Here is a 12,595-nt window from a genome sequence, read left to right as displayed (position 1 = left end):
AAACCGCTGATTTCCATGGTAGTCTTATTAAAAACAATCCCGATTGAGCTTAATAAACATGACCCCAACAGTTAGCATTATTATAGCAAGTTACAACACGGACAAATACATTGTTGAGTGTGTAGACTCTGCGCTTGGGCAGGATTACGAAAACATTGAAGTCATCGTTGTCAACGATGGTTCAACGGACAACACTGAAGCGTTATTATCTGAACTAGCTCGTAATAACACTAAACTGAAAATTTTGACGCAAAAAAACCAAGGGCAGTCAGTCGCTAGGAATAATGGGCTAACGCTGGCTACAGGTGAGTTCGTCATTTTTCTCGATAGTGATGACACCATCGATAACTTATTGATATCAAAATGTATATCAGCACTCAATGTTACTAAAAGCGACATTGTTTTCTTCAATGGTGAAAGCTTTTACGATAATGCAGATGATGAGCTTAGGATGGGTTTTACTCCTAAGTACATTAGAAATAGCCAACTATGCGAAGCAGCGATGGATAGCCATACATTTTTCAAAAGATCATGGAAGTTAAAAAACTATACGGTAAGTCCGTGCATGTTCGTTTCCAGGACTCAGCTTGTAAGAGATAATCCATTTTATCCTGGCATAGTGCATGAAGATAACTTATTTACTACCAAGATCCTGCTATCGCAGAAATCAAATATTATTTGTATAAATGACATTCTGTACAGAAGGCGCATACGCCCGAATTCAGTCATGACATCAAAGAAAAGTGAACAAAATGCCATCGGTTATTTAACGGTAGCAAAAAAAATGACCGCATTACGTTCTCAAACGGATGATGAACTGAACGCTTGCTTAAATAGTTTTATTTCTCATTGTGTTAGCTCATCACTGAACGACGCTAGAGCTTGTTTCACGCGTATACCAAAAGAATTAAGAAAAGAGTACCTGAACGTCATCAAAGATATTGGCTGGATGAATGTTAGGAAAAAAACTTTAGCCAGATTTATTTTCTCTTACTTTTGAAGCGTCACTCAAAATCAGCCCTGAGCACTGCGTTTCAGGGTTGCCTTTTCATCGTTATCTATCTATTCCTACTGCGTGTCTCCTCACACGAGGCCGATCAACATTTTTTCAGCCTGAACCGCCGAAAAATGCGGCGGCACACGTGCTTCAGGCGGTTCGCGTCTTGCGTCGATCGGTCAGGTAAAGTAGCCTTGATCCATCTTTTTCAGCCCGGCGCGCGTAAGGCAACAACATGTGGAAACGCCTGATCATCAGCCTGTTCATCATCATTGCGGTGTTGATGGGTTCGGCTATTGCGCTCGATCGCTGGATCAGCTGGAAAACCGCGCCTTACGTCTACGACGAACTGCAGGAATTGCCGCACCGCCAGGTCGGCGTGGTGCTCGGCACCGCCAAGTATTACCGCACCGGGGTGATCAACCAGTACTACCGTTACCGCATTCAGGGGGCGATCAACGCCTATAACAGCGGCAAGGTGAAATACCTGCTGCTGAGCGGCGACAACGCCCAGCAAAGCTATAACGAGCCGATGACCATGCGTCGCGATCTGATCGCCGCCGGCGTGGCGCCGAGCGATATCGTGTTGGACTACGCCGGTTTCCGTACCCTGGATTCCATCGTGCGCACCCGCAAGGTATTCGACACCAACGATTTCATCATCATCACCCAACGCTTCCACTGCGAGCGTGCGCTGTTCATCGCCCTGCACATGGGTATTCAGGCGCAGTGCTACGCGGTGCCGTCACCCAAAGACATGATGACGGTGCGCGCCCGCGAGATCTTCGCCCGCCTGGGCGCGCTGACCGATCTGTACATCCTCAAGCGCGAACCGCGCTTCCTCGGCCCGCTGATCCCGATCTCCGCCATGCACACCGTGCCGGAAGACGCCCAGGGCTATCCCGCCGTTTCGCCGGAACAGTTGGTGGAGCTGGAGCACAAGCTGAAAGAAGAGAAGCAGAAAGCCAAACAGCCCTGATGCGGCAAACGCCCAAAAGAAAGGCCGGCAATAGGCCGGCCCTGTCGTCTGTGCTGCGGTAGCTCTACTTCTTCTTGGCGTATTTCAACGAGTCCAGCGCCACGGCGAAGATGATGATGCTGCCCTTGATAATGTACTGCCAGTACGGGTTGATGCCGATATAGGTCAGGCCGTAGTTGATGACGGTAAAGATGATTACCCCAGTCACCACGCCCCACACCGTACCCACCCCGCCGGCGAAGGAGACGCCCCCCACCACGCAGGCGGCGATGGCGTCCAGCTCGTACATAAAGCCGAGGTTGTTGGTGGCGCTGCCGATGCGCCCCGCTTCCAGCAGGCCGCCGAAGGCGTAGAACACGCCGGACAGCGCATAGATCATGATCAGGTTCAACGGCACGTTGACCCCGGACACCTTGGCCGCTTCCGGGTTGCCGCCGATGGCGAAGATGTTCTTGCCAAAGCGGGTCTTGGTCCACAGGATCCAGACGAATATGATGGCGATCAGCGCATAGAAGGTAATGTACGACAGTTTAAAGTCACCGAAGCGCAAGAACCCCTGGGCAAAGGTGGAAAACTTCGGATCGAAGCCCGCGACCGGCGAAGCGCCGACCGAATCGTAATACAGCGAGTTGATGCCATAGACGATGATCATGGTACCCAGCGTAGTGATGAACGGCGTCACGTTGAGATAGGCGATAATCAGGCCGTTAACCAGGCCGATCACCGCGCCGACCGCACACACCAGCAGGATGACCAGGGGAATCGACCAGGTTTCCATGTGCGGGAACACCTTGTTGACGTTATCCATCGATTGCAGCAGCGTGGCCGCCACCACCGCCGCCAGCCCCACCTGCCGCCCGGCGGACAGGTCGGTGCCCTGTGTCACGATCAGCCCCGCCACACCCAGCGCGATGATGATGCGTACCGAAGACTGCGTCAGGATGTTGCTCAGGTTCATCAGGCTGAGGAAAGTCGGATCCTGAATGATAATGATGGCCAACAGCACCAGCAACACCACGTAAATGCCGCCTTCCTTGAAATAGGTAAATAAGGTTTTTTTATTTAGCGCGTTCATAATTCCGATCCTTAAAGGTGCAGGGAGGCGAGACGTAAGATTTCATTTTGCGAGGTTTGCTTGGTGTTAACGATGCCCGCAACCTGACCATTGCTCATCACCAGAATGCGGTCGGTGATCCCCAAAAGCTCCGGCATTTCGGACGAGACGATAATGATCCCCTTGCCCTTCTTCGCCAGTTCGGTCATCAGCTGATAAATCTCGAACTTGGCGCCCACGTCGATGCCACGCGTCGGTTCATCCAGCATCAGGATCTCCGGCTGTGTCAGCAGCCAGCGGCCGATGATCACCTTCTGCTGATTGCCGCCGGACAACGAGCCGATATGGGTGTGATGCCCCGGCGTTTTCACCCGCATGGCGTCGATCACCCACTGGGTGTCGCTTTTCATCCGCGCGTTATCCAGCAGGCCGAGCTTGTTTTTATAATTGCGGATATTGGAGATCAGCGAGTTGAAGCCCACGTCGAGGTAGGCATAAATCCCGGTGGATCGCCGCTCTTCGGTCACCAGCGCAAAGCCGTGATTGATCGCTTCGTTGGCGCTGTGGTTATCAATCGCCTTGCCGTGCAGCTTGATAGTGCCCGCCACCTTCTCACGAATGCCGAACAGCGTCTCGACGATATCGGTACGCTTGGCGCCCACCAGCCCGGCGATGCCGAGGATCTCGCCTTGATGCAGATCGAAGGACACATCGCGGATCGAAGGCTGACGCAGCGACGTCAGGTTCTTCACCTCGAGGATCACCTCACCCGGCGTGTTCTGCCTGTCGGGGAAGCGCTGGCTGAGCGAGCGGCCGACCATCATGGCGATGATCTTGTCCATATCCAGCCCTTCCAGCGGCTGGGTGGCGATCCACTGCCCGTCGCGCAGCACCGTTATCTCGTCACACAGCTGGAAGATCTCTTCCATCTTGTGCGAGATATAAACGATGCCGCAACCGCGCTCTTTCAGCTTGCGGATGATGGTGAACAGGTGATTGACCTCTTTCTCCGTCAGCGAAGAGGTCGGTTCATCCATGATGACAATCTTGGCATCGTAGGAGAACGCCTTGGCGATCTCGATCATCTGCATCTGCGACACCGACAGGTTGCCCACCTTTTCACGCGGGTTGATGTCGATATCCAGCTCGTCGAAGATCGCCTGGGTGTCTTTGAGCATTTTTTCCTGATCGACAAACAGGCCTTTGGTCGGGTAGCGCCCCAGCCACATGTTGTCCATCACGGTGCGCTGCAGCACCAGGTTCAGCTCCTGGTGCACCATGGAAACGCCGTGCTCCAGCGCTTCCTTCGAACTCTTGAAATCGATTTCCCGGCCCTGAAATACAATGCTGCCGCTGTCTTTTTTGTAAATGCCGAACAGGCATTTCAACAAGGTCGATTTCCCCGCGCCGTTCTCCCCCATCAGAGCGTGAATCGAGTGTGGACGGACGCGTAAATTGACATTGTCCAAGGCTTTGACGCCGGGAAACGACTTACAGATATCCGTCATTTCCAGCAGAAATTCGCGTGAGCTATCGGCCATAAATACACCTGGCTTAACGATCTTGCAGTCGTAAACATCCCCGCCTGCGGTATTCCTGGTGTTGGCGCCGCAGGCAGGGTCTTAGCGGGATCTCAATTCTTATTTAATGAACTGAGACAGGTTGTCTTTATCTACGCCGACGTAAGGAATACGCACGACTTTATTTTCGATTTTATATTGGGTGCCTTCGGTGGCCGGTTTGCCTGCCGCCAGGTTCTTCGCCAGTTCGAAAGTGGCTTTCGCCTGGTTGTCGGCGTCGTTCAGCACCGTGCCCGCCATCGCACCGGATTTCACCAGCGCCAGCGCTTCAGGCAACGCATCGACGCCAAACACCGGGATACTGGTCTTGTTGTGCGCTTTCAGCGCTTCCACCGCACCCATCGCCATGGCGTCGTTGTTAGCGATCACCACTTCAATCTTGTTGGCATTCGGGCCGGAGAGCCAGGCGTCCATCTTGTCTTTCGCCTGCGCGGTATCCCACATCGCGGTATCCATCTGCAGCTGCTGAGTTTTGATGCCCTGGTCGTTCAGCGTTTTCACCACGTAGGTGGTGCGCGCCTCGGCATCCGGGTGGCCCGGTTCGCCCTTCAGCAGCACGTACTGGATCTGGCCGTCTTTGTTCAGATCCCAGGCCGGGTTGGCTTTCCAGTGTTTGGCGATCAGCTCGCCCTGGATCACGCCGGATTCTTTGGAATCGGTGCCGACGTAATACGCCTTGTCGTAGCTGTCCAACGCCTTGCGGGAAGGCTCTTTGTTGTAGAACACCACCGGGATATCGTTTGCGCGCGCCTTATCGATAACCACCGGCGCCGCAGCCGGGTCGACCAGGTTGATCGCCAGCGCTTTCACGCCCTTGGCCAGCAGCACGTCGATCTGATCGTTCTGCTTGGACTGGTCGTTCTGCGAGTCATTCATCAGCAGGGTGACGTCCGGTGAAGCCTTGGCGTCTTTCTCGATTGCCTTGCGCACCACCGACATGAAGTTGTCGTCATACTTGTAAATCGTGACGCCAATACGGGTGTCAGCATGGGCTGCGGCGCCAAACATCATGGCTGCGGCCATGGCGGCCAGGGTGAAAACCTTCTTATTCATTGTCAGTCTCCGGTTCTGTGTAGGGTATTACTCGTCTTTGAGCCAATGGTCACCGGCAGTGCGCACACCCCAGGCCAGGCGATTTCCACTCAACACCTGTCGTCCGTGGATCTTGTTATTTCCGAGAAATGCTGTGTCAGCGCGAGGTAAAGGTTGCAGCGGCAAGGGCCTTTGCGCCGGAAAACGCCTAGAGCATAGACGGCGTGATGTTAATATTCTGTGAATTTTCTCACAGATTGAAAACGGTTACACAAGATTAAATCGTCAGAGAGTGACCGTCGCCTCACTTTGCCAGGGGGCGACAGAATGGCGGCGCACCAGCGTCGGCATGAACAGATGACCGGCCTGCGGCTCCACCAGGCCTGCTGCGCCCTGCAATGCCAGCTCGGTCGCCAGCGTAGCCATCGAGACGATCGGGTAGCGCACCGTGGTGAGTTTGGGGCTGGTGTAACGCGCGATGGGGATATCGTCGAAGCCGATCAGCGAGAAATGCTGCGGCACCGTGATACCGTTTTCTTTCAGCACCGCCATGGCGCCGGCGGCCATGGCATCGTTGTAGGCGAACACCGCACTCAGCTGTAAGTTGCGCCCCAACAGCTCCACCATCGCCGCTTCGCCGCCTTGCAGATCCGGTGAACCGTAGGCGCGCCAGTTGTCGGGCGTCGCCAGCCCGGCGGCGGCCATCGCCAGCGCATAGCCCTGCTGGCGCAGCGGCCCGTCTTCGATCGGGTGATTGGAGCCCAGATAGCCGATGCGCCGATGGCCCTGCGACAGCAAAAGACGCATCGCCATATCGGCGCCGCAGACGTTATCCAGCCCAACGCAGCGCGGCTCATAGCCGGGGATAATCCGGTTGATCAGCACCATGCCCGGCACCTGCTCCAGAAAGCCGATCAACTCGGCGTCGCTCAAGGCTTTGGCATGGACAATCAGGGCGTTACAACGCTGACGGATCAGCACTTCGATCGCGTGGCGCTCTTTGTCCGCCTGATGATAGCTGTTGCCGATCAGCAGGTATTTGTGGTGTTTCTGCGCCACCGTGTCTACCGCTTTCACCAGCGCGCCGAAGAACGGGTCGGAGACGTCCATCACCACCACACCCAAAGTATCGCTGCTTTGGGTCGCCAGCGCCTGCGCGTTGGCGTTGGGGCGATAGCCCAGATCCGCCACCGCCTGCAGCACCTGCTCGCGCGTCTCCTTGCTGGTCAGCGCACTGTGGTTCAGCACGCGGGAAACGGTCGCCACGGAGACACCGGCGCGTTTCGCCACGTCGCGAATGGTGATCGGATGAACTGGAGGCATACGGGATCCTGAAATCGGGGTAGTGACCGGTGGCGCTATCCTACCCCGATTGGCCCGCTGCTCTGCGTGAATTACGTCACAGGAAAGAAAACGTTTACATACATTTTTTTAACCTGCCGACAGGCGCTCACTTCAGCGCTTTGGGTTCCGCTTCGCCGGCGGCCATCTGCGTCAGCTTGCGCCACAACCATTCCATCGGCCCCTGAGCGAAATAACGCAGCCACAGTGCGGAAAAGACCAGGTTGACCAACCAGACCAGCGGCACGAACGCCAACAGCTGCAGCCGGTCGAACTGCTCATAGAGGTCAAAGCGATAAAACAGCGTGGTGCAGATCAGCGTTTGCAGCAGGTAGTTGCTCAACGCCATGCGGCCTACCAGAGTCAGCCAGTGGGCGATGCGCATGCGCGACAGCGTGGGCCAGAAACCGTAACACAGCGCCAGATAGCCCATCGCCTGCAGCGGGGCGCCCAGTTCGCGCGGCACCTGCAGCAGGAAACCGCTCCAGCGATAGTCCCAGTGGACCTGCCATTGCAGCGCTACCGCCGGCAGCTGGATCAGCACCGAAAGCGGCAGCAGCCATGCCGCCTGCCGCAGGTAATAACCAGAGGAATAACTGCCGCGCAGCCAGCCGCTGCGCATCAACCCGGCGCCGAACAGCATCAGCCCCGCCAATTCCCAGCCATACTGAGCGCCGATGGCCAACAGGCTGGACGAGAGCAGATCGGCGCGGCTGCGCCAGGCTTCGAAACCGCCCTGTAGCTTCCAGAACTTCTCGTACTGCAACTCCGCCACGCCCGGCTGCCAGAAGCTGCCCGGTTCACCGTGCGAGACGAAACCGAGCAACAGCAGCACTGCTACGCCAATCAGATACAACACCACGCCGGTTTTCAGCAGCTGGAAGGTTTCTTTGGCTTCGCGGATCATGCGCCAGCACACCAGGCCGATCAGCCCGTAGGCCAACAGAATATCGCCGTCCCACAGGAAGATGGCGTGCGCGAGGCCGAACAGCACCAGCCACGACAGCCGCGCGCGGATCCAGCTTTTGCCGCGCCGCAACAGCATTTGCAGCCCGGCGCCGAACAGCAGCGCGAACATCGCCAGGAACTTCGCCTGCGCGAAGAGATCGAGCAGCGCCCAGGTCCAGGCGTCGCGCGATGACGGCATACCCAAATAAGCCGGGTTGAGGTAGGCGGCCTTCGGCAAGCCGAAGGCGCTGATATTCAGCAATAAAATGCCGAGAATGGCGATGCCGCGCACGCAGTCCAGCGTGGCGATACGCGGCAGAGGATGACTGTTCATTTTTTATCGCTGTCTTCCGCTCATGAAAAAGGCGCCCGCAGGCGCCTGTTGTCGTCTTGCGGGTTGCCCCGCAACGCCATCACCCCTGGTGATGACGCACCGCGCGCAGGAACTCCTGGCGGGTATTCTGGCTGGACTTGAACAGCCCCCCCAACGAGGTGGTGGTGGTGGCGCTGGTCGCGTCGCGGATGCCGCGCGCCTTGACACAATAATGGACCGCATCAATCGATACCGCCACGTTATTGGTACCGAGCAGGGTCTGCAGCGCCACCAGGATCTGCTGGGTCAGGCGCTCTTGCACCTGCGGACGCTGAGAGAAGAACTGCACGATGCGGTTGATCTTCGACAGACCGATCACCGAGTCTTTCGGGATATAGGCCACGGTGGCCTTGCCGTCGATGGTCACGAAGTGGTGCTCGCAGGTGCTGGTCAGCGTGATATCGCGCACCGTCACCATCTCATCCACCTTCATCTTGTTCTCAATGACGGTGATTTTCGGGAAGTTGGCGTAGTCCAGCCCGGAGAAGATCTCGTCGACATACATTTTGGCGATGCGATGCGGCGTCTCCGCCAGGCTGTCGTCGGACAGATCGAGATTCAGCAGCTGCATGATTTCAGTCATGTGCTCTTTGATGCGGCGCTTGCGCGTTTCGCGATCCAGCACTTCCCCGCGCAGCGGCGTCTCCAAACCACGCTCTTCCAGCGCCGCATGCACCAGCGCGGCTTCTTTACTTAATGATGTCATGTACTTGTTCTCCTGCGGACGGAATCCGCCGGCGGCCTGATAGGTCATGCGGCCGGCGAATTGCTAGCTCTCGTGACGGCAGAGTTTTCGTGATGGATAACGTGAACCCGGTCAAGATTTTGCCCCCACTGTAGATGAGAGCGCGGCGATTATCCAGTGATTGTGCTTCATCCGCAGGTGAAATATTCGCATTTAGCACAATCAGGCCGGCTGCGGGATCCCGCGTTTTTTGCATGGATTTTAATCAGCGCATCGCCGTTTTTTGCGCCAGCCGCCGCGCCGGGGTATTCACCACCAGCGCACCGGCCACCAACAGCGCCGCCACCGCCACGTACAACGCCGGCTCCAGCCGATGGGTCATGGCGGTCGACAGCGCCGACAGCATCGGCCCGACCAGCTGGCCGATCGCATAACCGGTAGTCAGCAATCCGGCCATATAGCGCGCATGGCGCGGCGCCAGTTCACGGCCGTGCTGAAGTGCAAGCTGTACCACGCAGAGGAAACCGCCGCCGGTCAGCAACGCCCCGAGCGCCAGGCCGGCCACGCCCGGCACCACTTCGGCGCTCAGCACGCCCAGCGCCTGTATCCACAGCGTGATCGCCAACCGGCTCTGGGTAGTGAGCCGATGGCGAGTCAGAATACCGATAACGATCCCCAGCACCGCCGCGCCACCGAACACCGGCCAGACAAACTGCGCGAACAGGCTGCCGGGAAAACGTGCCGCCGCCATCTGCGACAAGAACGTCGCCGGCAGGATGTAGCCGAAACCGGCCAGGCTGTAGCTCCACACCAGGCGTTTGAGCACCGGCGTCAGCAGCAGCGGCTCAGGGGCCGCCTCCGGGCGGTGCAGCTCGCCGGTGCGCGGCAGATAAGCGCTAATCGCCCCCACCAACACCAACGCCGGCACGCCATACACCAGCCAGGCCTGCGCCGCCGTCAGCCCCAGCGTGTTGATGCCCACCGCCAGCATGCCGCTGAGGAAGATGCCGGCGCCCGGCCCGGCGAACACCGCCGCGCTCAGCGCCGGCCGGCCGTAGTGCGCCAACCGCTCGTTGGTCCAGGCCGCCACCAGCACCATCGCCCAACCACTGGCCCAGCCGATGACAAACCGCAACGCACCGTGCGTCCACTCATTCTGCGCCAGCGCCGACAGCAGCGTCAGCACCACCGCACCCCACACGCCAAGCCACAGGCGCCGCTCGACGTGGCGCGTGGCGCGCATCGCGTCGTATGCGCCGCACAGATAGCCCAAATAGTTGATCGCCGCCACCAGCCCGGCGCCAGTCAGGCTGAACTGGTGTTCCGCGATCATCAGCGGCACCTGGGGAGTGAAAGCGAAGCGGCCGATGCCCATCGCGACGATCAGCGCGGCAAAACCGCTCAAGGCAATACGTAAAGCCATACCGGTATCCAAAAGGTTAAAAGAAAGTTGCCAGTATCATGCCGCAGTATTAAACTCACAAAAACTGAATAATAGTTATCAAGTTCATCACGAAACGAGAATATTATGGATCTGACCCAGCTTCGCATGTTCTGCTGCGTGGCGGAAACCGGCTCGGTCGCCCGCGCCGCCGAGCAGTTGCATCGCGTGCCGTCGAATCTGACCACCCGGCTGCGCCAGCTTGAGCAGGAGCTGGGCACCGATCTGTTTATCCGCGAAAAACAGCGCCTGCGCCTGTCGCCGATGGGCCATAACTTTCTGTGCTACGCCAACCGCATCCTGGCGCTAAGCGACGAGGCGATGAGCATCACCCATGCCGGCGAACCGGCGGGCAACTTCGCCCTCGGCTCTATGGAAAGCACCGCCGCCACCCGCCTGCCCTCGCTGCTGGCGGCTTACCACCAGCGCTTTTCTCAGGTTTCTCTGTCGCTGACCACCGGCACCTCCGGCGAAATCGCCGATCGGGTGCGCGCTGGTACGCTGGCCGCGGCGCTGGTCGACGGCCCGGTGCCTTATGACGAGCTGAACGGCTGCATCGCCTATCCTGAACATATGGTGGTGATCTCCTGTCTCGATCACGCACCGATCCACAGCGCCAAAGACGCCAATGGCGAAACGCTGTTCGCCTTTCGCGCCAGCTGCTCCTACCGCCTGCGGCTGGAGGCCTGGTTTAAACGCGAAGGCGCGCGGCCGGGGCAGATTATGGAGATCCAGTCCTATCACGCCATGCTGGCCTGCGTCGCCAGCGGCGCCGGGCTGGCGATGATCCCGCATTCGGTGCTCAGCCTGCTGCCGGGCCATGAGCGAGTTCGGGTTCACACCCTGCCGCCGGACGTGGCCGACACCGCCACCTGGCTGCTGTGGCGCCGCGACGCGTTCGGGCCGAACGTGCGCGCGCTGAAAGAGTTGATTATTGAACAGACGGAAACCGCCGCTGTTGATGAAAGTACCCCCAACGATTTATCAGACGTTGTCGATATCGCCTGATTTAAAAAGAAAACCACTGAGGAGACTATGATGGAGATGATCAAGACCCGCGCCGCCGTTGCCTGGGGCCCGAACCAGCCGCTGAAGATCGAAGAAGTCGAGCTGATGCCACCGCAAAAAGGCGAAGTGCTGGTGCGGATCGTCGCCACCGGCGTTTGCCACACCGACGCCTACACCCTGTCCGGCAAAGATCCGGAAGGCGTGTTCCCGGCGATCCTCGGCCACGAGGGCGGCGGCGTGGTGGAAGCGGTCGGTGAAGGCGTCACCAGCGTGGCGGTCGGCGATCACGTGATCCCGCTCTACACCCCGGAGTGCGGCGAGTGCAAATTCTGTAAATCCGGCAAGACCAACCTGTGCCAGGCGATCCGCGCCACCCAGGGCAAAGGGCTGATGCCGGACGGCACCACCCGTTTCTTCAAGGACGGGCAGCCGATCTTCCACTACATGGGCACCTCCACCTTCTCCGAGTACACCGTGGTACCGGAAATCTCACTGGCGAAAATCAACAAGGAAGCGCCGCTGGAAGAAGTGTGCCTGCTGGGCTGCGGCGTGACCACCGGCATGGGCGCGGTGATGAACACCGCCAAAGTGCAGCCGGGTGATACCGTGGCGATCTTCGGCCTGGGCGGCATCGGCCTGTCGGCGATCATCGGCGCACAGATGGCCGGCGCGGGCCGCATCATCGGCATCGACATCAACACCAGCAAGTTCGATCTGGCGCGCAAACTGGGCGCCACCGATCTGATTAACCCGAAAGACTATGACAAGCCGATTCAGGAAGTGATCGTCGAGCTGACCGACGGCGGCGTCGATTTCTCCTTCGAGTGCATCGGCAACGTTAACGTGATGCGTTCCGCGCTGGAGTGCTGCCACAAGGGCTGGGGCGAATCGGTGATCATCGGCGTCGCAGGCGCCGGCGAAGAGATCTCGACCCGCCCGTTCCAGCTGGTGACCGGCCGCGTCTGGCGTGGTTCGGCATTCGGCGGTGTTAAGGGCCGTTCGCAGCTGCCGGGCATCGTCGAACGCTATCTGGCCGGTGAATTCGCACTGAACGACTTTATCACCCACACCATGGGGCTGGAGCAGATCAACGAAGCGTTCGATTTGATGCACGAAGGTAAATCGATCCGTTCCGTCATCCACTTCGACCAATAAGC

General features: G+C 58.2%; 11 protein-coding genes. 4 read left to right on the top strand and 7 right to left on the bottom strand.

The window, feature by feature from the left end; genetic code table 11:
• Positions 1-58: 58 nt before the first annotated feature.
• Together EGY12_RS14540 and sanA are read left to right on the top strand one after the other, a co-directional pair.
• Positions 59-1,000, top strand: coding sequence for a glycosyltransferase (locus tag EGY12_RS14540; protein ID WP_123894383.1), 942 nt, complete (start codon positions 59-61; stop codon positions 998-1,000).
• A gap of 232 nt (positions 1,001-1,232) precedes the next feature.
• Positions 1,233-1,976 (top strand): outer membrane permeability protein SanA, encoded by a 744-nt coding sequence (gene sanA, locus EGY12_RS14535; protein WP_004938948.1) that lies wholly within the window; start codon positions 1,233-1,235, stop codon positions 1,974-1,976.
• A gap of 64 nt (positions 1,977-2,040) precedes the next feature.
• Here sanA and mglC read toward each other — a convergent pair whose 3' ends face one another.
• From mglC to EGY12_RS14500, 7 genes are all read right to left on the bottom strand, one after another.
• The gene (gene mglC / locus EGY12_RS14530) at positions 2,041-3,051 is read right to left on the bottom strand and encodes a galactose/methyl galactoside ABC transporter permease MglC (RefSeq protein WP_004938953.1); all 1,011 of its coding nucleotides are present in this window, start codon (positions 3,049-3,051) and stop codon (positions 2,041-2,043) included.
• Between the two features lie 11 nt (positions 3,052-3,062).
• A complete protein-coding gene (mglA, locus tag EGY12_RS14525) occupies positions 3,063-4,571 on the bottom strand; it encodes a galactose/methyl galactoside ABC transporter ATP-binding protein MglA (protein ID WP_033637724.1) in 1,509 nt (502 codons plus the stop codon).
• Between the two features lie 99 nt (positions 4,572-4,670).
• Positions 4,671-5,663, bottom strand: coding sequence for a galactose/glucose ABC transporter substrate-binding protein MglB (gene mglB, locus EGY12_RS14520; protein WP_049199016.1), 993 nt, complete (start codon positions 5,661-5,663; stop codon positions 4,671-4,673).
• 264 nt (positions 5,664-5,927) lie between these two features.
• Entirely contained in the window at positions 5,928-6,965 is a 1,038-nt protein-coding gene (gene galS, locus EGY12_RS14515; protein WP_123894382.1) for an HTH-type transcriptional regulator GalS, read from the bottom strand.
• Positions 6,966-7,092: 127 nt separating this feature from the next.
• Complete coding sequence (yeiB, locus tag EGY12_RS14510; protein WP_123894381.1) at positions 7,093-8,265, bottom strand: DUF418 domain-containing protein YeiB; 1,173 nt, start codon at positions 8,263-8,265, stop codon at positions 7,093-7,095.
• A gap of 79 nt (positions 8,266-8,344) precedes the next feature.
• Complete coding sequence (gene folE / locus EGY12_RS14505; protein WP_004938969.1) at positions 8,345-9,010, bottom strand: GTP cyclohydrolase I FolE; 666 nt, start codon at positions 9,008-9,010, stop codon at positions 8,345-8,347.
• A 244-nt stretch (positions 9,011-9,254) separates the two neighbouring features.
• A complete protein-coding gene (locus EGY12_RS14500; RefSeq protein WP_123894380.1) occupies positions 9,255-10,412 on the bottom strand; it encodes a YbfB/YjiJ family MFS transporter in 1,158 nt (385 codons plus the stop codon).
• Positions 10,413-10,517: 105 nt separating this feature from the next.
• Between EGY12_RS14500 and EGY12_RS14495 the strand changes: the two genes are divergently transcribed.
• A complete protein-coding gene (locus EGY12_RS14495) occupies positions 10,518-11,438 on the top strand; it encodes a LysR family transcriptional regulator (RefSeq protein WP_123894379.1) in 921 nt (306 codons plus the stop codon).
• A gap of 30 nt (positions 11,439-11,468) precedes the next feature.
• Positions 11,469-12,593 (top strand): S-(hydroxymethyl)glutathione dehydrogenase/class III alcohol dehydrogenase, encoded by a 1,125-nt coding sequence (locus tag EGY12_RS14490; protein ID WP_172962961.1) that lies wholly within the window; start codon positions 11,469-11,471, stop codon positions 12,591-12,593.
• Positions 12,594-12,595: the final 2 nt, after the last annotated feature.

Origin of the sequence: Serratia sp. FDAARGOS_506 (assembly GCF_003812745.1) — a bacterium.
Taxonomy (GTDB): Bacteria; Pseudomonadota; Gammaproteobacteria; order Enterobacterales; family Enterobacteriaceae; genus Serratia.
The sequence above is the reverse complement of the archived record's forward strand: the minus strand, read 5'-3'. Positions and strand labels throughout refer to the sequence as shown.